The sequence below is a fragment of the Novosphingobium sp. NFX11 genome (genome assembly GCF_057376415.1).
The window spans coordinates 1,164,827-1,183,550 of record NZ_CP080384.1 but is presented as its reverse complement, the minus strand read 5'-3'; the positions used below and the strand labels follow the sequence as shown (position 1 = coordinate 1,183,550).

Here is an 18,724-nt window from a genome sequence, read left to right as displayed (position 1 = left end):
AACCCGCTGAATGCGCTGTCCTTTTTGCGCCCACGACGATTCCCAGGTCAAGGACAGCCGCCCGACCGAGGATGCCACCGCGATCCGTCGCCGCCGCCAGTGTTCGAGCTGCGGCGCCCGCTTCACGACGTTCGAACGCGTGCAGCTGCGTGAGATCGTGGTGGTCAAGAGCAACGATGCGGCCGGGCTCGAACGCCGCGAGCCGTTCGACCGCGCCAAGATCGAGCAGTCTGTCACCCTCGCCTGCCGCAAGCGCGGCATCGACCGCGAGAAGATCGAGCGGCTCGTCTCGGGCGTGCAGCGCCAGGTCGAGACGATCGGCGAGAACGAGGTGCCATCGCGCGTCATCGGCGAACTGGTGATGGAAGGGCTGCGCCAGCTCGACTCGGTCGCCTACATCCGCTTCGCCAGCGTCTACCGCGCCTTCAACGAGGCGAAGGATTTCGAGGAATTTGCAGGGACCGTGCGCGATGTCGGCGTCAATTGAAGTGAAGCGGGCTGGTGAAGTGAAGCAGCCGGTAATCGTACTGGTGCGCCCGCAACTGGGCGAGAACATCGGCAAGGCCGCGCGCGCGATGCTCAACTTCGGGTTGACCGAGATGCGCCTCGTCTCCCCGCGCGACGGCTGGCCCAACCCCTCGGCAGGCCCGGCGGCGGCCGGTGCCGACGACGTGCTGGAAAAGGCCGAGGTCTTCGAGACGCTCGCCGAAGCCGTGCACGACTGCGCCAACGTCTACGCCACCACCGTGCGCAAGCGCGGCGTCACCAAGCCGGTCGTCACGCCCGAGGAGGCCGCGCGCGAGGTCTACGCGGCGACGGCCCGCTCGGCCTACGTGTTCGGGCCGGAGCGCTCGGGACTGGAGACGGACGACGTTGCCCTCGCCCGCGCGATCCTGACGGTGCCGATCAACCCCGAGTTCGCCTCGCTCAACCTGGCGCAGGCGGTGATCCTGTGCGCCTACGAATGGTCGAAGGGCGCCGCATTGGCGCAGCCGACGGTTGAGGAACTGCTCCCCCGGCCCCGCAGGACGAACTGGAAGGCATGATCCAGCAGTTCGAGAAAGTGCTGGAGCCGACCAAGTACTTCTACCCGGAGAGCCGCTCCGCCGCCACGCGCCGGACCTTGCGCAACATGCTCACCAAACCGGGCTGGAACAGCCTCGAAGTGCGCACCATGCGCGGCGTTCTGAGCGCGCTGGGCGGCAACCGGCGGCCTCGTAACATCGACTGAACCGGCATTTCGGGCGCTTTCCCTTGACACGTCGCCCGAACCCGCTAAGGGCCCGGCTTCACGTGGCGCCTGCGTCTTCGCAGCACGTCCATTCGGCCCCGCACTCTCGGTGAAGCGGCGGCCGCATCCGGCAGAATAGGCCGGATGGTGCGCTCCGGGAGAAACATGGATCGTGCACCACATCGGCTGCACGGCAAGCAGATTGAAGGACGACATTATGTCGAAGCGTCAAAGCTCGAAGTACAAACTCGACCGCCGCATGGGCGAGAACATCTGGGGCCGTCCCAAGAGTTCGGTCAACCGCCGCAGCTACGGGCCGGGCCAGCACGGCCAGCGCCGCAAGAGCAAGGTTTCGGACTACGGTCTGCAGCTGCGCGCCAAGCAGAAGCTCAAGGGCTACTACGGCGACGTGACCGAGAAGCAGTTCAAGCGCACCTACCAGGAAGCGTCGGCCATGAAGGGCGACACCAGCCAGAACCTGATCGGCCTGCTGGAACAGCGCCTCGACATGATCGTGTACCGCGCCAAGTTCGCGCCTACGATCTTCTCGGCCCGCCAGATCGTTTCGCACGGCCACATCCGCGTCAACGGCGTGAAGTGCAACATCGCCTCGCGTCGCGTGAAGGTCGGTGACATCATCACCCTGGGCAACAAGGCCAAGGAAATGGCTCTCGTTCTCGAAGCGCAGAACCTGCCCGAGCGCGAAGTTCCCGACTACGTCGCCCAGGACGGCACCGACAAGGTGACCTTCGTTCGCGTTCCCACGCTCGACGAAGTGCCCTACCCGGTGAAGATGGAACCAAACCTGGTCGTCGAGTTCTACTCGCGCTGATCCGGTTCTCCGGCAACGGAAACAAGAAAAGGCGGTCCTTCGGGGCCGCCTTTTTCTTATGTGTTTCGAACTGTTCAAACGACACGAAAAATTACACGATTTGCAGCACTTGTAAGGGAACTGCCGCCGAGATCGGGCATTAGCCTAGCATCATGACTCGCTACCGTTTCATCACTCCGCACCGCACCGGTAAATGGTACAATGATCTCAGGACAGCGCAGCGCCATGCCTGCGAGATCGGCGCCGGATTTCTCGACGAAATGACCGGCCGCTTCGTCGCCTATGTCGAGACGGTGCTGGAAACCATGCACGGCGAAGACGCACCGGGCAAACCCGTCGCTGCGTGACCGCGCTTCAGCTTAGCGGACGCTGATCCCCAGTTCGCCGAGAATCTGGCTTGCCTGCATGCGCGAGATGATCGCGCCACGGAACAAGCTAGCATCGACCAGACGCAGACCACCCAGGTCAGCCCCACGCAGATCGGCGCCGTCGAACCGCGCCCCGGTCAAATCCGCATCGCGCAGGCTGCAGTCCAGCAATGCCGCTTGCCGGAAATCGCAGCGGCTCAGATCAGCCTGCGAAAAATCAACCTGCTGCAGCGTCGCACCCCGGAACGAATGGCGAGGCAGGCGCGCGCTGACCAGCAGGGTCTCCTCGAAGACGGTGTCGAGAGACGCAGCATCCGACAAATCGGCACCCGTCAACTTGCACCGAATTATCCTCGCCGAAGCCAGCGAAGCGCGCCGGAACGAAACATTGTTGAAATCGCTGGCATGAAAACTGGCGCCGTCGAGGTCGGTCCCGGAAAAGTCGACGAAAGCGGCCCTGCAGGACTTCCAGGTCGTGCCGTCGAGCTTGGCCCTGCTCAAATCGGTCCGGCGCAGGCTGCAGGCCTCGAACGTCCAGCCCCACAGGTCAAGCCCGCTGAGTTGCGCCTCATCCAGATCGCAACCGACCAGATGGCGCACGGAAGCGGGCAGCCGCTCGAAGTCGGCGCGCGTCAGTGTCCGGTCGCGAACGATGGTGTCGGTACTGTCGTCCATGCTCCGCTCCGACCGATCATTCCTTGCGGAAATAGTCCCGCCGGAAATCGGCCGCGAACGCCGCGAAGCGCTGTTCGGCGATCGCATCGCGCATGCCCTGCATCAGTTGCTGATAGAACGAGAGGTTGTGCTCGGTCAGCAGCATCGCGCCCAACATCTCGCCGGACTTGATGAGGTGGTGGATGTAGGCGCGGGTGTACGTACCGCAGGTCGGGCACTTGCAGCGCTCGTCGATCGGGCCGGTGTCTTCGGCGTGACGGGCGTTGCGCATGTTGAGCGGGCCGTTCCAGGTGAACGCCTGCCCGTTGCGGCCCGAGCGGGTCGGCAGCACGCAGTCGAACATATCGACGCCGCGCTCCACCGCGCCGACGAGGTCGTCGGGCTTGCCCACGCCCATCAGGTAGCGCGGACGGTCGGCGGGAAGCTGGCCGGGGGCGAATTCCAGCGTGGCGAACATCGCCTCCTGTCCCTCGCCCACGGCAAGGCCGCCGATCGCGTAGCCGTCGAAGCCGACCTCGCTGAGGGCATCGGCGCTGGTCTTGCGCAGGCCTTCGTCGAGCGCGCCTTGCTGGATGCCGAACAGGGCGGAACTTTCCGCATGCGCGCCGCCGGTGTCGAAGGCGTCGCGGCTACGCTTCGCCCAGCGCATCGACATTTCCATAGAGCGGGCGATGACGTCGCGGGGCTGGTCGATCTTGGGGCACTCGTCGAAACACATGACGATGTCGGAGCCGAGCAGGCGCTGGATCTCCATCGACCGCTCGGGGCTGAGCATGTGGCGCGAGCCGTCGATGTGGCTGGCGAAAGTCACGCCTTCCTCGGTGATCTTGCGCAGATCCGACAGGCTCATGACCTGATAGCCGCCGCTGTCGGTCAGGATCGGGCGGTCCCAGTTCATGAACTTGTGCAGGCCACCGAGGCGCGCGACGCGCTCGGCGCCGGGGCGCAGCATCAAGTGATAGGTATTGCCGAGCAGGATGTCGGCGCCAGTGGCGCGCACGTCCTGCGGCTTCATGGCCTTGACGGTGGCGGCGGTGCCGACCGGCATGAAAGCGGGCGTGCGGATTTCACCGCGACGCATCTGGATGGTGCCGGTACGGGCCTTGCCGTCTGTGGCGTGGATGGAAAACTGGAAACGAGGCTTCATGGCGCCGCCCTTAGAGCATTTTCAGCCCTCGTGGAAACATCCGATAACTACCGACTTCGTCGCCGGATTTCCCCATTCGTCATTGCGAGCACAGCGAAGCAATCCAGGGCCGCGCAAACCGCCCTGGATTGCTTCGCTACGCTCGCAATGACGAGAGGAAGGAGAAGATCAGAACCCGTAGACCAGCGAGAAGCGCGAGATCGTGTCGGTCTTGAGCGAACCGCTCGGCGGCCGGGTCTCATGCTCGATCGAGTAGGACAGCTTGGCCTTGAGACCCTTCATCATCCCCGCCTCGATCGCGGTCATCGAGGTGAAGGTGTTGTTGTCCGAACCGACGTAGCTGCTGATATCCTGCGACAGCTTGATCGTCGGGTTGATCGTCCAGTCGAAATCAAGCGAGGTCAGCATCGACCACGTCGTCTGGTCGACGTCGTCGACGTAATTGGTGGCACGGAACGCCGGACCTGCTTCCAGCGCCAGCGTCATGCCGGGACGGTTGAGCACCCGGTAACCGAGACCGCCCGAGAGCGTGTAGCGGTCCTCGAAGCCCTGGATGCGGTCGCGCTCGTACTGGGTGCGGCCATACGTGAAGAACCCGTCGTTCAGGGTATAGCGCGGCTGATAACTCGCCGAATACTGCTCGCGCGTGATCGTGCCGCGATCTTCCTGATAGTCGGCATTGGCCTGGATCATGTGCTCCCACTTGATACCCTTGCGGTTGAGCTTGAGCGCGGCGGTGACACCGAAGTTGTCGGTGTTGCCGGTGGAGCGGAAGGCGCCGACCTCGATCTGGCCCTTCCACAGCTCCAGCACGCCGGAGGCACGGATGCGGGCCAGTTCCGCCTCGGTCTTGGCGGCGATCTCCTTGGCGCGGCGGTCGTTGTAGGCCCGCTGCATGTCGCGGATCTCGTCCTTGTCGTAAGGCTGGGTCTGCTGCGCAAACTTGACCAGCGCCGAGACCGAGGCGCTGTCGTCGGTCTTCATCGCGGCTTCCAGCAGCGCGCGAACCGGCAGTGGCAGGCGAGGACGCTCGGCCTTCACGTAAAGCACGAACTCGGGATAATCCGGCAGGTCGAGCACCAGCGGCGGCGGCGGGAGCGGGACCAGAACGAGCGGCTCGTCGAACTGGTGCACTTGCGCATGGGCGGGAACGGCAAGCAGCATAACGGGAAGGCCGGAGAGGACCGGTCGGAGCATCGTCATGCTGCAAACGCTAACGCGTCACGTGCGCAAACGCCACCCGCTCTTGAAGATCCATGTGATGAATCCGACGCAGAGGACGAGGAACAGCAGCGTCAGGCCGAGCGACAGCGCGATCGGAACGTCGGAACTGCCGTAGAACGTCCAGCGCAGCCCGTTCACGAGGTAGACCACCGGGTTCGCCATCGCCACCTGCCGCCAGGGCTCGGGCAGCATGTCGATCGAGTAAAAGGTGCCACCCAGGAACGTCAGCGGGGTGAGGATCAGCAGCGGCACGATCGTCAGCTTCTCGAAGCTGTCCGCCCAGATACCGAGGATGAAGCCGAACAGCGAGAAACTGGCGGAAACCAGCAGCACGAAGAAGAACGCATAGACCGGATGCGCGATCGAGTAATCGACGAAGAAGCTGGCCGTCGCGAGGATGATCGCGGCGAGTATCAGCGACTTGGTCGCCGCCGCGCCGACGAAGCCGACGAGGGTTTCAGCGACGCCCACGGGCGCGGAGAGCAGCTCGTAGATCGCGCCGGTGAAGCGCGGCATGTAGATGCCGAAGCTGGCGTTGGAGACGCTTTCACCCAGGATCGTCAGCAGCAGCAGGCCCGGGACGATGAAGGCGCCGTAGTTGAGGCCGTCGACGCCGCTCTTCATCTGGCCGCCGATCGCGGCACCGAAGACGACGAAGTAGAGCGTGGTGGTCAGCACCGGCGCGAGGATCGACTGCATCGCCGTGCGGAAGGCGCGCATCAGTTCCTGCCTGTAAATGGTCCAGGCGGAGCGGGCGTTGAACAGGCTCATGCCGCAGTCTCCTGAACAGGCGCAGAGCTTGGGGCATCAGGGCCTTCGAGCAGGTTCACGAAGATGTCCTCCAGGCTCGATTCGTGGATGTCGATCGCGGTGTAGTCGATCCCGGCGCGGGTCAGGGCCTTGGTCAGTTCGGCGACTTCGGCGGTGCCCGCAGACGCCCCCTCCCCGCCGCCGCCGCGATAGACGACCGTGCGGCCGTCCTCGGAAAGCGTCACGGGGAATGCCGCGATCCCGGCGGGAACTTCGGCCAGCGGCTGCGCGAGCGAGATCAGCGCTTCGGTGCGGCCCAGGCGTTCCATCATCGCCGCCTTTTCGTCCACCATCAGGATTTCGCCCTTGCGGATGATGCCGACGCGGTCGGCCATTTCCTCGGCTTCCTCGATGTAGTGGGTGGTGAGAATCACGGTGGTGCCGCGCTCGCGCAGGAGGGCGATCTGCTTCCACATGTCGCGGCGCAGTTCGACGTCGACGCCTGCGGTGGGCTCGTCGAGGAACAGCAGTTCGGGTTCGTGCGCCAGCGCCTTGGCGATCAGCACGCGGCGCTTCATGCCGCCGGAGAGATTGCGGATCTGCTCGCCCCGCTTTTCCCAGAGGCTGAGCGCCTTGAGGATGTCCTCGACCAGCGCCGGGTTGGGGGCGAGGCCGAAGAGCCCGCGCGAATGGTTGACCGAGCGCAGCACCGGCTCGAACATGTCGGTCGCCAGTTCCTGCGGGACGAGGCCGACGCGCTTGCGCAAGGTGCGCCAGTGGCGGCCCATGTCCTCGCCGAACGCGGTGATCGTGCCCGAGGTCGGCCGGACCATCCCGCAGACCGCGCCGATCAGCGTGGTCTTGCCAGCGCCGTTCGGCCCGAGGAGGGCGAAAATCTCGCCCTTGTTGATGGTCAGATCGACGCCTTTGAGCGCCGTGAAACCGCCTGCGTAAGTTTTCGTCAGGCCGCTGATTTCGAGGATAGGCTGCATAGCCGCATGAATGGGGCCGAAACGTTCCGGTTCCAAGCCCCCGGACGCAGTATCTTTTGCAATGCGGCGTTGAGGAGATCAGCGCCGCCGATAGGGCTCGCAGGCGATCCCGTCGTCATCGCCGTCGAGTTGCGGGTTGTAACCCGGCTGCCCGCGCCGCATGGGCGCGGCACCGGCGGCACGCGCCTCCGCGCAGCTGCGGAACGCCCCGGGAGGAATCGACCGCGCCACAACCGGGCGCGGCACGGTTGCGGATACCACGCGCGCTCCGGAATTTCGGGGATTGGCGGCGCGATAGACGGCCGGGGCATCGAACTCGGAACCCCAGATGCCCGCGCGCTGCGCCTTGCTGTGATCGGCAAGCGCGGCATAGCTGGCAGGCGCGTTGTCGAGCGCAATCGCCAGCCCCTTTTCCAGCATCGCCGCCGCAAGATCCACCCCTCCTGCCCGGCAGCTTGCGACCGTCCGGCCATAGACATCGCGGTCGCGGGAGGAGCAGGTCAGTTGCCGGGTATCGACCATGGCGCGCAAGGCAGCGGCTGCGTCGGAGCCGCAACTCCAGTTGCTCCAGTTCACGCGGCAGGTCTGCCGATATTCGGGCGCATCGATGCCGAACAGCCGCACCTCACGCCCGCCGACGAACAGCGAGTCGCCATCCACCGCCCGGCCTGCGCCCGCGAAGTCCTCCGCCGATGCGGGAGACACCGCCGCGACCAGCAATGCCGGCAATATCCAGGATTTCATGTGGCCGCCCCCATGCGCCCGGACCTTCCCGGGCATTGGGGCCGACAGTGCGCCGCAAAGGCTTACAGCAATTTAACAGCCATCCGTAACTTTCCCGTAACCACGCAAGTCACGGAAGCAGCAGCGAGGAATCCCCGTAGCTGTAGAAGCGATAGCCGTTTGCGATCGCATGCGCGTAGACCGCCTGCATCTTCTCCAGCCCCATCAGCGCCGAGACGAGCATCATCAGGGTGGACTTGGGCAGGTGGAAGTTGGTCATCAGCCCATCGATCGCGCGGAAGCGGTAGCCCGGGGTGATGAAGATCGCGGTATCGCCCTCGAACGGGCGGATCACGCCGTCTTCGCCGGTAGCGCTTTCGAGCAGGCGCAGCGAGGTGGTGCCCACCGCGATCACCCGGCCACCGGCAGCGCGCGCGGCGTTGAGGCGGTCGGCGGTGGCCTGGTCGATGCGGCCGAACTCGGCGTGCATCTGGTGGTCCACGGTGTCGTCGGCCTTCACCGGCAGGAAGGTGCCTGCGCCGACGTGGAGCGTCAGTGTCTCGCGCGCCACGCCCGCCGCGTCCAGCGCCTCGACCAGTTCGGGGGTGAAGTGCAGCGCCGCCGTGGGTGCGGCGACGGCGCCCTTCTCGCGCGCGAACATCGTCTGGTAGTCGCTCGCGTCGGCCTCGTCGGTGGGGCGCTTCCCCGCGATGTAGGGCGGCAGCGGCATGCGGCCCGCACGTTCGAGCAGGACTTCCACGGGCTCGTCGCCCTCGAAGGCGAGGGTCCAGCTGCCGTCGGGCAAGCGGCTTTCGGAGATCGCGGTGACGTCGGCCGGGAAAGCGATGCGATCGCCCTCGCGCAAACGCTTGGCGTTGCGCACGAACGCCTGCCAGCGGCGAAGGTCGATACGCTTGTGGAGCGTGGCGCCGATGCGCGCTTCTCCGCGCGTGCCCTCAAGCTGGGCGGGGATGACGCGGGTGTCGTTGAAGACGAGGACATCGCCTGCGCGCAGTTGAGCAGGCAGGTCGCGGACGTGATGGTCGGCGAAGGGAGTGTTGCCGTCCACCACCAGCATCTTCGCCGCATCGCGCGGACGCGCCGGACGCAGGGCGATGCTCTCGGGCGGAAGGTCGAAGTCGAAGAGGTCTACGCGCATGGCGGCGCGCTAGACCAGAGCGGGGCTGCGGGCAAGGCGCGAGCCTTCAGCGTGGTGGCGGCGTCCCCGCACCGTCATTCCCGCGAAGGCGGGAACCCATCTCCTGCCGGTGCCTGTCGAACGGGCGTCAGATGGGTCCCCGCCTTCGCGGGGATGACGAACCTGGTTTGATGGTCGCGCTCTCACACATCGAGTGCGGGAGGGCGCGAGGAACTTAGTTGGACTTGGAGTTGTTCAGGTCCGAAATCGAAGGCGCCTTCAGCGTTGGCGCCGCCGGAGCCACCGGCGCGGCCGGAGCAGGCTTGTTCTCCGATGCCAGCGAGGCCTGGACGATCTTCGTCGGGTCCTCGGGCGGCTCGCCGCGATGGATCGCATCGACGTACTGCATGCCCGAGATCACACGGCCGAACACCGTGTACTTCTTGTCCAGCGCGAAGCGCGGATAGAACACGATGAAGAACTGGCTGTTGGCGCTGTTCGGGTCGTTGGTGCGCGCCATCGAAACGGTGCCGCGGAGGTGCGGCATCGTGTTGAATTCGGCCTGAAGGTCGGGAAGCTGAGAGCCGCCCTGCCCGGTGCCGGTCGGATCGCCCGTCTGCGCCATGAATCCGTCGATCACGCGGTGGAAGATCTGGCCGTTGTAGAAGCCCTGCGCCGCCAGCGTCTTGACCCGCTCGACATGGTGCGGAGCCCACTGCGGCATCATGCGAATGGCGACGCGGCCGCCGTCCGACAAGTCGAGCAGGAGCACGTTCTCGGGCTCATGCGTGATGTCGGTGTCGATCGTGGTCGGCAGGGGCGGAGGCGTCGGCGTGGCCGCTGCCTCGTCCTTTTTGTCCTTGTCCTTCGCGATGGCCGGGGCCGCGACGAGGGCGGCGCCGAGCATCAGCGCGGTCAGGGGAAGGCGAAACTTCATGTATCTGTCACCTGGGCAATGAACGGCCGAGCCGCGTAATCGGACGCGATAAAGCGCCCCCGCTGTCGGCACAATGAATGATTTCCACGCGGACCCGCCCATCCGCGCAAGCTCAGTAGTCCCCCAATAGTCCGTTTTGCGCGATCCGCCCGACGACGTCCTCACGTACCGCCGGGCTGACGAACTTCACGATGTCGCCCCCGAACATCGCGATTTCCTTGACCAGCTTGGACGCGATCGGCTGCAGGCTGACGTCCGCCATCAGAAACACCGTCTCGATGGTGGAATTGAGCTGCTGGTTCATCCCGGCCATCTGGTATTCGTATTCAAAGTCCGCCACCGCGCGCAGGCCGCGCACGATCACGCTGGCGCCCTGCTTCTGGGCGAACTTCATCAGCAGCGCATTGAAGCCGACGACGCTGACGTTGTCGATCCCCATCGCCGCGACCTCGCGCTCGACCATGGCCATGCGCTCGTCCGGCGTGAACAGCGGGTTCTTCGACGGGTTGGTGGTGACGCCGATGATCAGCTTGTCGACCAGCTTGGCGCCGCGCCGGATGATGTCGGCATGGCCCAGCGTGATCGGGTCGAAAGTGCCGGGGTAGACGCCGATACGCTCAGCCGAAGCCATCAGTGATCCCTCTCGATGATATAGCGCGCAACGGCGCGAAGCAGGTCGGCTTCCTTCCCATGCTGGGCGAGATGGCCGACGGCTTGCTCGACCAGCATGCGCGCCTGTTCGCGGGCGCGTTCGGGGCCGAGCAGCGAGACGAAGGTTTCCTTGCCCGCCGCCGCGTCCTTGCCCACGGCCTTGCCCGCAAGAGCGGCGTCGCCCTCGTGGTCGATGAGATCATCGGCGATCTGGAAAGCCAGCCCGATGTCGCGGGCATAGCCGCGCAGATGCGTGCGCCCCTCCGGCGGAATGCGGCCGAGGATCGCGCCCATCTCCACCGCCGCGCCAAGCAGCGCGCCGGTCTTGAGCTGTTGCAGGCGGGTGACGGTCTGCAGGTCGAACTCGCTGGTTTCGGCGACGAGGTCCATCATCTGCCCGCCCGCCATGCCCTGCGCGCCGCTGGCGTGGCCGAGCGTGCGGACGAGTTCGATGCGGGTAAAGGGATCGGGCGTGGTCGCCGGATCGGACAGGACCTCGAAAGCGAAGGCGTGCAGCGAATCGCCTGCAAGCACGGCAGTGGCTTCGTCGAACGCCAGATGCAGCGTCGGCTTGCCATGGCGCAGGGCGTCATCGTCCATGCACGGCAGGTCATCGTGGATCAGCGAATAGACGTGGATCGATTCGATGGCGATGCCCGCCCGGATCGCGGCTTCGCGCTGGACGCCGTACATCTCGGCGACGCTGGCGAGCAGCAGCGGACGCAGCCGCTTGCCTCCGCCGATCGCGGCATAGCGCATCGCCTCCACCAGCTTCGCGCGGGCATCGTCGGGAACGGCGAGCAGCGCGTCGAAGGCGCCGTCGATCTCCTCGGCGATCCGCGCGAGGCCCTCGGCCAGCAGCGAATCGGGCGCGGCCACTTCGGTCACAGGTCGAAAGGCTGGGTGCCCGCCGCCGCGCCGTCCGGCCCGGCGACGATACGCTCGATCCGCGCTTGCGCGGCGTCGAGGCGCTTCTGGCAGTGCTGGCGCAGCTTCTCGCCCTTTTCATAGAGCGAGATCGAATCTTCCAGCGGCACGTCGCCGCTTTCGAGCTGGCGCACGATGGTTTCCAGCGCGCGCAGTGCATCCTCGAAGCTGAGCGTGTCGATGGTCGAAGTTTCGGATTCCATGGGCAAGCAATGGCGCTCGGCGCAGTAACGGTCAAGGTGGCGGCAGTATTTACCCGTCACCAGGGGGTATCGGCCACTCTGGTATAGCTAGACCCCCTTTAGGTGCCGTTGAGTGCCGTTATGTCCATACGCTCTGGCGCAGCCGGAAAGACGCGGCTAAGGGCTCCCCCATGAGCGGAATCACCCCTGACGTCGTCGAGGCGCATGGCCTCAATCCCGAAGAATACGAGCGCGTCCTGAATGCGCTGGGCCGCGAGCCGAACCTCGTGGAACTCGGCATTTTCTCGGTGATGTGGTCGGAGCACTGCTCGTACAAGTCGAGCCGCTTCCACCTCAAGAAGCTCCCCACCGAGGCGCCCTGGGTGATCTGCGGCCCTGGCGAGAACGCCGGCGTGATCGACATCGGCGATGGCCAGGCCGCCATCTTCAAGATGGAAAGCCACAACCACCCCAGCTATATTGAGCCTTATCAAGGGGCTGCGACCGGCGTCGGCGGCATCCTGCGCGACGTCTTCACGATGGGCGCGCGGCCCGTGGCGAACATGAACGCCCTGCGCTTCGGCCGTCCGGACCACCCGAAGATGAAGCATCTGGTCAAGGGCGTGGTCGCGGGCATCGGCGGCTACGGCAACTGCGTGGGCGTGCCCACGGTGGGCGGCGAGACCAACTTCCACAAGGCTTACGACGGCAACATCCTCGTCAACGCGATGACCGTCGGCGTCGCCGATACGAACAAGATCTTCTACTGCGCCGCCACCGGCCTGGGTAACCCGATCGTCTACGTCGGCTCCAAGACCGGCCGTGACGGCATCCACGGCGCCACCATGGCCTCGGCCGATTTCGGCGACGACATCGACGAAAAGCGCCCCACCGTGCAGGTCGGCGATCCCTTCGTCGAGAAGCTGCTGATCGAGGCGTGCCTCGAACTGATGGCGACCGACGCGATCGTCGCGATCCAGGACATGGGCGCGGCGGGCCTCACCTCCTCGTCGGTCGAGATGGCCAGCAAGGGCGGCGCCGGCATTCGCCTGAACATGAACAAGGTACCCTGCCGCGAAGAGGCGATGACGCCTTACGAAATGATGCTGAGCGAAAGCCAGGAGCGCATGCTCATGGTGCTCCAGCCCGGCAAGGAAGCCATGGCCGAGGCCATCTTCAAGAAGTGGGAACTGGACTTCGCGGTCATCGGCGAAGTCACCGACACCGGCCACATGGTGCTGGAATTCGACGGCGAAGTGGTCTGCGACATTCCGCTCGGCCCCCTCGCCGACGATGCGCCGGAGTACGAGCGCCCCTACGTCTCGCCTGAGGAATACAAGGCCTGGGCAGCCGTCCCGGCGCTCGGCGAGGTGCCGGAAAGCACCGATCTCGGCGCCGACCTCATCAAGCTGATGGGCGGCGCGGACCTTGCGTCGCGCAAGTGGATCTGGGAGCAGTACGACAGCCAGGTTGGCGCGGACACGATGCAGAAGTCCGGCGGCGATGCGGCCGTCGTGCGCGTCCACGGCACGAAGAAGGCGCTGGCGATCAGCACCGATTGCTCGCCCCGCTACTGCTACGCCGACCCTTACGAGGGCGGGAAGCAGGCGGTCGCCGAAACCTACCGCAACATCAGCGCGGTCGGCGGGTTGCCGCTGGCGATCACCAACTGCCTCAACTTCGCCAACCCGCAGCGCCCCGAGATCATGGCGCAGATCGTCGGCTGCCTGAACGGCATGGGCGATGCGTGCCGCGCGCTGGACTACCCGATCGTCTCGGGCAACGTCTCGCTCTACAACAGATCGAAGGCGACCGGCGGCGGCTCTGCGATCCTGCCGACCCCGGCGATCGGCGGCGTCGGCATCCTCGCCGACCACGACCAGATGGCCACCGTGGCGTTCAAGGCCGAAGGCGAGGAAATCTTCCTGCTCGGCGGCGAAGGAACGCACCTTGGTCAGTCGCTCTGGCTCAAGGACATCGCAGGCCATGAAGCCGGTGATGCACCGAAGGTCGACCTGAAGGCCGAAGCCCACAACGGCGGCATGGTCCGCGGCTGGATCGGCGCAGGCAAGGTCACGGCGGTCCATGACGTCAGCGACGGTGGCCTGATCGTCGCGCTGGCCGAGATGGCGCTGGCAAGCGGCCTCGGCTGCACGCTGGACGCGGACCTCACCACCGCGCAGGCGTTCGGCGAGGACCAGTCGCGCTATGTCGTGACCGCGCCTGCGGGGACTGTCCTGCCGGAAGCGGTGAAGATCGGCACCGTCGGCGGCACTGCCGTTGCAGGCGTGGAGATCGCCGCGCTGCGTGAAGCCAACGAGGCATTCTTCAAGGACTGGATGGAGGGCTGAGCGCCCTTCCCCGGCCCTTCGGGACAAAAGAAAACCCCGGCGCTCGAAGGAGCGGCCGGGGTTTTCTTTTGCTTCGCGTCTGGCCGATGGGGCTTCGACAAGCTCCGCCTGAGCGGTGACGGGAGGTTTGCCTTCGAACTCGCGCCACCTCAGGAACGGGGCGGTTTACACCAACCCCGCTCACCCTGAGCTTGCCGAAGGGTCGCCCCCGTGTTTTCAGTACCTTACCAGCTCTTCTTCGGCTTCTTGTGGAACGGCTTGCCGCCGCCGCCACCCGCCGGACGGTCCTGACGCGGACCGGTCGGGCGCGCGCGATACGGGGCGGAACCTTCGCCGCCGGGACCATCGGAACGCGGACCATTGCCGTGCGGACGGCGGCCACGACCCTGCGGGCCTTCGCGGTCGCGGCTGCGGTGACGGGCGGCGTCACGTGGCGCATCAGGCGCACGCTCGATGAGGATGGTGGCTTCGTACTCACCGTCTTCACGCGCGGTGCGGGCGACGGCGCGTTCGAACTGCTCGGCCTGCGCGGCAGGGATCTGGAAGTAGGTCTGGTCACCGTTGATGCAGATCTGGCCGACCGCATCGCGGGTGACATGGCCGCGGCGGCACAGCACCGGCAGGATCCAGCGCGCTTCGGCCCGCTCGTCGCGGCCCACGTTCATGCGGAACCAGACGACGTCGTCGAAGCCCGGACGCTCGCGCTTCTGGCGGGATTCGGGCGAATTGCCGAGCAGTTCCTCGGGCTGCGGCATCGCGGCGCGGTGCGCGCGCACAAGCGCGGCGGCGACGTCCTCGGCGCTCAGCGTTTCCAGCACGACCTTCGCCAGTTCGCGGTCGTCGTCCTCGACTTCGACGGGGGCCAGCAGCTTTTCGAGCAGACGGTCACGGTCCTGCGCGCGGATCGCTTCGGGCGTCGGAGCCTCGCCCCACTCTGCCTCGATGCGCGCCCCGCGCAGCATCATCTCGACGCGGCGGCGGCGCGGATAAGGCACCAGCAGGACCGCCGTGCCCTTCTTGCCCGCACGGCCGGTACGGCCCGAACGGTGCTGCAGGGTCTCGGCATCGCGCGGAATCTCGACGTGGACGACGAGGCTGAGCGAAGGCAGATCGATGCCGCGCGCGGCGACGTCGGTGGCGACACAGACCTTGGCGCGGCGGTCACGTAGCGCCTGCAGCGCGTTGTTGCGTTCGTTCTGGGAATGCTCGCCCGAAAGCGCCACAGCGGAGAAGCCCCGCTCAACCAGAGTGGCGTGCAGGTGCTTCACGTTGTCGCGCGTGGCGCAGAAAAGGATCGCGGTCTCGGCATCGTAGAAGCGCAGCAGGTTCACCACCGCATGCTCGATGTCCGAAGGGGCGACGGTCACCGCCTTGTAGGCGATGTCGCCATGGCCGCGGTTCTCGCCGACCGTGGAGATGCGCAGAGCGTTCTTCTGGTAACGCTGGGCAAGCGCCTCGATCGGGCGCGGCATGGTCGCCGAGAACAGTAGCGTGCGGCGGGTTTCCGGCGTGGCGTCGAGCAGTTCCTCGAGGTCTTCGCGGAAGCCCATGTCGAGCATTTCGTCAGCTTCGTCGAGCACGACTGCGCGCAAAGCCGAGAGGTCGAGCTTGCCGCGCTCGAGGTGATCGCGCAGACGTCCCGGCGTGCCGACGACGATCGCCGCGCCACGCTCCAGCTGCTTGCGTTCCTTCACCGGATCCATGCCGCCGACGCAGGTGACGATACGGGCATGGGTCTTGGCATAGAGCCATTCCAGCTCGCGGCTGACCTGCTGTGCCAGTTCGCGCGTCGGCGCGATGGCCAGCGCCAGCGGCTTGACCGCAAAAGCCAGTTCGTCATCGGCAAGCAGTTCGTCCGCCATGGCGAGGCCAAAAGCGACAGTCTTACCCGAACCGGTCTGCGCCGAGACGACGAGGTCGCGGCCGTGCGCCTCCGATTCGGTCACGGCAGCCTGAACGGGGGTCAGGGTTTCATAGCCATGGCCGGTGAGAGCTTCGGCGAGAGGCGCGGGAATCTGCGGAAAAGTCATTATGGGGTCAACGAGTCCTGCCGCATCAAGGCGGCTTTCAAAGAGCATAGGGAGGGCTGCGTGGCGGCCCTCGGGCGCACCTGTTGCGCGGCCCATAGACCAAAGCGCGCAGATTTGCGCGCTCGAATTTCAATCCTGCGACGATTCTGTGTTGAATGACGGACTAGAACTGCCCGGCCCAGAGCGAACGGGCCGCCGGCTTCGTATCGGCGCATTGCTCTGGCAACTGATCGAAACTCGGCTCGAAGCCAAGCAAGACGTACATCTCCCGCTCCAGAAACGGCGCGGCGTCGCCCGCGCTCATATCGACGCGGGCGCACTCTCCGAGCCCCGGCAACCGGGTCCGAAAAATGCCTTTGCGTACAGTGCTTAAGCGCATGAAATTCACCCTTGGAGTTGTCAGCCCGGCTTGCGGAGCGCCCGGCTAACGATCCCGTTCACGGCGATCAAGTCACTCGTGAGGCTGTCACAATCTTGAAAGACGCACAAGGGCTCGAAGCCTCGACAGGCGTGCTTGAGGTGATTGCGCGACTTGCCCATAATCGGCAGCAGATGAACCGCTCCGCCGACGCAGCCCCGCCCCCGCTTCCATTGCCGCCCTCGTGGCTGCCGACCCCGGGCGTGCCCTGCCGGTCTTGCGCAACGCGGTACTGCACGAGCCGCACAATGCTTCGGCCTATCGATTGCTCGGACGGGCACTGAGGGCCTTGGGACGCAATGAAGAAGCGATGCTTGCCGAAGGGGAAGCCATTCGAGCCTCATCACATGATCCGGATCTCGTCGCTATAGCCCGGGCTCTGCTCACCGGTGACCTGCCGGTCGCTGAAGCCGGTCTACGAAATAGACTGCGCGAACAGCCCACGGATGTTGCGGCGATCCGCATGATGGCAGAACTGGCAGGCCGTATCGGCCGCTATCGCGACGCGGAAAAGCTGCTGCGCCGCGCACTTGAACTGGCGCCCGGATTCACGGCCGCACGGGCAAATCTCGCGATCTCCCTCTATCGGCAGAACCGTTTTGCCGAAGCGGTGGGCGTGCTTGACGAGGTGATCACGCAAGGCGGAGCGCAGGCTGGCGATCTCAACTTGCGCGCAGCAGCGCTTGGCCGGATCGGCGATTACGCGGAGGCGCGGCACATCTATGCAGACCTGACCGAAACTTTCCCGGATCATGCCCGACTATGGATGAGCTACGGGCACATCCTGAAAACGCTCGGCGAACAGACCGAGAGCGTCTCCGCCTATCGGCACGCGATCGCCATCGAGCCGAGCCTCGGCGAGGTGTGGTGGAGCCTTGCGAACCTCAAGACCTGGCGGTTCGAGGCTATCGACGTCGCCGCAATGGAAGCCGCATTGACGGACGAAGCCCTGTCCGACGACGACCGCCTGCACCTGCACTTCGCACTCGGCAAGGCGTTCGACGACCGCAATGTGGCGGAGCTTGCCTTCCGGCACTATACGACGGGGAACCGCCTCCGGCGCGATCAGCTCGATTTCGACCCGAACGTCGTGAGCGCACAGGTGGACGCCGTTATCGCGACGGTGACGCCCGACCTGCTCGGCCGACTGGAGGGCACGGGCCATCCCTGCCCCGACCCGATCTTCATCCTCGGCCTGCCGCGCGCCGGCTCCACCCTCATCGAACAGATTCTCTCGAGCCATTCGCAAGTGGAAGGCACGATGGAACTCCCGGACATTCCCGCCATGGCCATGCGCGAGGCACAAACCTACGCTGGCAACAGCCGGGACTGGCCAGCGGCGCTGGCCACGATGCCACCGGCGCGCCTCGCCGAACTGGGCGCCGAATTCATCGAGCGCACGCGCATCCAGCGCAAGACCGGCAAGCCCTTCTACATCGACAAGCTTCCCAACAACTGGGCTTACGCAGGCTTCATCACCGCGATCCTTCCGAACGCCCGGATTATCGATGCCCGCCGCGCGCCGCTGGACTGCTGCTTCTCCAATTTCCGGCAGCATTTCGCAAAAGGACAAGCGTTCTCCTACGACCTTGGGCACATCGGCCGCTACTACGCCGATTACGTGCGCGCCATGGCCCATTACGACACCGTCATGCCCGGCCGGGTACACCGGGTCATTCACGAACGACTTCTGGATGACCCGGAAGCTGAAGTGCGTGCGCTTCTCACCCATCTCTCGCTCGATTTCGAGGAAAATTGCCTCCAATTCCATCTCAATGACCGTGCGGTGCGCACGGCATCGAGCGAGCAGGTCCGTCGCCCGATCAATCGCGACGGCGTCGATCAGTGGCTTGCCTACAATGCCTGGCTTGGGCCGTTGCGCGATGCTCTAGGCGATCTACCCGAAACTTACGCCAAGCGCTGATCCGCAACGTCAATAATTGTGGCGAAAATGTCATACAGTGCAGCGCACAATCGACGTTGCACGGTGGACCTATTGTCAAAGCTCATGAATTGTGGCCGCTTCCCAATCAGGCAATTACAGGGGAATGCGGGTGAATTCATCGCGTTTGGGTTGTCGCCGCAGCGTCGTCGTCGCGCTGCTTGGATCATCGGCCATCGCTGCAGCGCAACCTGCGTTGGCGCAAG

At 65.4% G+C, this 18,724-nt stretch carries 18 protein-coding genes and 1 pseudogene; 6 read left to right on the top strand and 13 right to left on the bottom strand.

All coding sequences use genetic code 11. The features are described 5' to 3' along the window. The first annotated feature begins 10 nt into the window (after positions 1–10). From nrdR to KZO24_RS05980, 4 genes and pseudogenes are all read left to right on the top strand, one after another. Positions 11–487: a transcriptional regulator NrdR gene (gene nrdR, locus KZO24_RS05995; protein ID WP_271183268.1), complete on the top strand. Its 477-nt coding sequence runs from the start codon at positions 11–13 to the stop codon at positions 485–487. Continuing rightward, positions 471–1,231 (top strand): annotated as a pseudogene (locus tag KZO24_RS05990) (RNA methyltransferase). Before nrdR ends, KZO24_RS05990 begins: the two are co-directional and overlap by 17 nt. Before the next feature lie 217 nt (positions 1,232–1,448). After that, entirely contained in the window at positions 1,449–2,063 is a 615-nt protein-coding gene (gene rpsD, locus KZO24_RS05985; protein WP_271183266.1) for a 30S ribosomal protein S4, read from the top strand. A 152-nt stretch (positions 2,064–2,215) separates the two neighbouring features. Beyond that, a complete protein-coding gene (locus KZO24_RS05980; RefSeq protein ID WP_271183265.1) occupies positions 2,216–2,410 on the top strand; it encodes a hypothetical protein in 195 nt (64 codons plus the stop codon). Positions 2,411–2,422: 12 nt separating this feature from the next. On the opposite strand, the gene KZO24_RS05975 is transcribed toward KZO24_RS05980, so the two are convergent. From KZO24_RS05975 to KZO24_RS05925, 11 genes are all read right to left on the bottom strand, one after another. Then, complete coding sequence (locus KZO24_RS05975; RefSeq protein ID WP_486486981.1) at positions 2,423–3,106, bottom strand: pentapeptide repeat-containing protein; 684 nt, start codon at positions 3,104–3,106, stop codon at positions 2,423–2,425. Between the two features lie 16 nt (positions 3,107–3,122). Then, on the bottom strand, positions 3,123–4,253 hold the full coding sequence (tgt, locus tag KZO24_RS05970; protein ID WP_271183263.1) for a tRNA guanosine(34) transglycosylase Tgt: 1,131 nt from the start codon (positions 4,251–4,253) through the stop codon (positions 3,123–3,125). Positions 4,254–4,421: 168 nt separating this feature from the next. Then, entirely contained in the window at positions 4,422–5,456 is a 1,035-nt protein-coding gene (locus KZO24_RS05965) for a DUF481 domain-containing protein (RefSeq protein ID WP_430098333.1), read from the bottom strand. 18 nt (positions 5,457–5,474) lie between these two features. Beyond that, complete coding sequence (locus tag KZO24_RS05960) at positions 5,475–6,248, bottom strand: ABC transporter permease (protein WP_008830313.1); 774 nt, start codon at positions 6,246–6,248, stop codon at positions 5,475–5,477. Further along, on the bottom strand, positions 6,245–7,219 hold the full coding sequence (locus tag KZO24_RS05955; RefSeq protein WP_271183261.1) for an ABC transporter ATP-binding protein: 975 nt from the start codon (positions 7,217–7,219) through the stop codon (positions 6,245–6,247). The genes KZO24_RS05960 and KZO24_RS05955 overlap by 4 nt, the downstream gene beginning before the upstream one ends. Before the next feature lie 78 nt (positions 7,220–7,297). After that, a complete protein-coding gene (locus tag KZO24_RS05950; protein ID WP_430098336.1) occupies positions 7,298–7,963 on the bottom strand; it encodes a thermonuclease family protein in 666 nt (221 codons plus the stop codon). Positions 7,964–8,072: 109 nt separating this feature from the next. Beyond that, on the bottom strand, positions 8,073–9,101 hold the full coding sequence (gene queA / locus KZO24_RS05945; protein WP_271183259.1) for a tRNA preQ1(34) S-adenosylmethionine ribosyltransferase-isomerase QueA: 1,029 nt from the start codon (positions 9,099–9,101) through the stop codon (positions 8,073–8,075). Between the two features lie 214 nt (positions 9,102–9,315). After that, a complete protein-coding gene (locus KZO24_RS05940; protein WP_008830309.1) occupies positions 9,316–10,017 on the bottom strand; it encodes a peptidylprolyl isomerase in 702 nt (233 codons plus the stop codon). 112 nt (positions 10,018–10,129) lie between these two features. After that, on the bottom strand, positions 10,130–10,648 hold the full coding sequence (coaD, locus tag KZO24_RS05935) for a pantetheine-phosphate adenylyltransferase (protein WP_008830308.1): 519 nt from the start codon (positions 10,646–10,648) through the stop codon (positions 10,130–10,132). Beyond that, positions 10,648–11,556 carry a polyprenyl synthetase family protein gene (locus KZO24_RS05930; protein ID WP_051586684.1) on the bottom strand — a complete coding sequence of 303 codons (909 nt, stop codon included), beginning with the start codon at positions 11,554–11,556 and terminating at the stop codon, positions 10,648–10,650. The genes coaD and KZO24_RS05930 overlap by 1 nt, the downstream gene beginning before the upstream one ends. Further along, positions 11,553–11,798: an exodeoxyribonuclease VII small subunit gene (locus KZO24_RS05925; RefSeq protein ID WP_008830306.1), complete on the bottom strand. Its 246-nt coding sequence runs from the start codon at positions 11,796–11,798 to the stop codon at positions 11,553–11,555. Before KZO24_RS05925 ends, KZO24_RS05930 begins: the two co-directional genes overlap by 4 nt. Before the next feature lie 170 nt (positions 11,799–11,968). On the opposite strand from KZO24_RS05925, the gene purL reads away from it, so the two are divergent. After that, on the top strand, positions 11,969–14,128 hold the full coding sequence (purL, locus tag KZO24_RS05920; protein ID WP_486486980.1) for a phosphoribosylformylglycinamidine synthase subunit PurL: 2,160 nt from the start codon (positions 11,969–11,971) through the stop codon (positions 14,126–14,128). A gap of 224 nt (positions 14,129–14,352) precedes the next feature. Here the strand turns inward: purL and KZO24_RS05915 are convergent, their stop codons facing one another. Continuing rightward, positions 14,353–16,158: a DEAD/DEAH box helicase gene (locus KZO24_RS05915; protein WP_486486979.1), complete on the bottom strand. Its 1,806-nt coding sequence runs from the start codon at positions 16,156–16,158 to the stop codon at positions 14,353–14,355. Positions 16,159–16,321: 163 nt separating this feature from the next. Next, positions 16,322–16,537, bottom strand: coding sequence for a hypothetical protein (locus KZO24_RS05910; RefSeq protein WP_486486978.1), 216 nt, complete (start codon positions 16,535–16,537; stop codon positions 16,322–16,324). 211 nt (positions 16,538–16,748) lie between these two features. On the opposite strand from KZO24_RS05910, the gene KZO24_RS05905 reads away from it, so the two are divergent. After that, a complete protein-coding gene (locus tag KZO24_RS05905) occupies positions 16,749–18,500 on the top strand; it encodes a sulfotransferase family protein (protein ID WP_486487146.1) in 1,752 nt (583 codons plus the stop codon). The last annotated feature ends 224 nt before the right edge of the window (positions 18,501–18,724 follow it).

Coding starts and splice junctions, on each gene's coding strand:
- nrdR (WP_271183268.1), top strand. CDS start 11: ATGCGCTGTCCTTTTTGCGCCCACGACGATTCCCAGGTCAAGGACAGC.
- rpsD (WP_271183266.1), top strand. CDS start 1,449: ATGTCGAAGCGTCAAAGCTCGAAGTACAAACTCGACCGCCGCATGGGC.
- KZO24_RS05980 (WP_271183265.1), top strand. CDS start 2,216: ATGACTCGCTACCGTTTCATCACTCCGCACCGCACCGGTAAATGGTAC.
- KZO24_RS05975 (WP_486486981.1), bottom strand. CDS start 3,106: ATGGACGACAGTACCGACACCATCGTTCGCGACCGGACACTGACGCGC.
- tgt (WP_271183263.1), bottom strand. CDS start 4,253: ATGAAGCCTCGTTTCCAGTTTTCCATCCACGCCACAGACGGCAAGGCC.
- KZO24_RS05965 (WP_430098333.1), bottom strand. CDS start 5,456: ATGACGATGCTCCGACCGGTCCTCTCCGGCCTTCCCGTTATGCTGCTT.
- KZO24_RS05960 (WP_008830313.1), bottom strand. CDS start 6,248: ATGAGCCTGTTCAACGCCCGCTCCGCCTGGACCATTTACAGGCAGGAA.
- KZO24_RS05955 (WP_271183261.1), bottom strand. CDS start 7,219: ATGCAGCCTATCCTCGAAATCAGCGGCCTGACGAAAACTTACGCAGGC.
- KZO24_RS05950 (WP_430098336.1), bottom strand. CDS start 7,963: ATGAAATCCTGGATATTGCCGGCATTGCTGGTCGCGGCGGTGTCTCCC.
- queA (WP_271183259.1), bottom strand. CDS start 9,101: ATGCGCGTAGACCTCTTCGACTTCGACCTTCCGCCCGAGAGCATCGCC.
- KZO24_RS05940 (WP_008830309.1), bottom strand. CDS start 10,017: ATGAAGTTTCGCCTTCCCCTGACCGCGCTGATGCTCGGCGCCGCCCTC.
- coaD (WP_008830308.1), bottom strand. CDS start 10,648: ATGGCTTCGGCTGAGCGTATCGGCGTCTACCCCGGCACTTTCGACCCG.
- KZO24_RS05925 (WP_008830306.1), bottom strand. CDS start 11,798: ATGGAATCCGAAACTTCGACCATCGACACGCTCAGCTTCGAGGATGCA.
- purL (WP_486486980.1), top strand. CDS start 11,969: ATGAGCGGAATCACCCCTGACGTCGTCGAGGCGCATGGCCTCAATCCC.
- KZO24_RS05915 (WP_486486979.1), bottom strand. CDS start 16,158: ATGACTTTTCCGCAGATTCCCGCGCCTCTCGCCGAAGCTCTCACCGGC.
- KZO24_RS05910 (WP_486486978.1), bottom strand. CDS start 16,537: ATGCGCTTAAGCACTGTACGCAAAGGCATTTTTCGGACCCGGTTGCCG.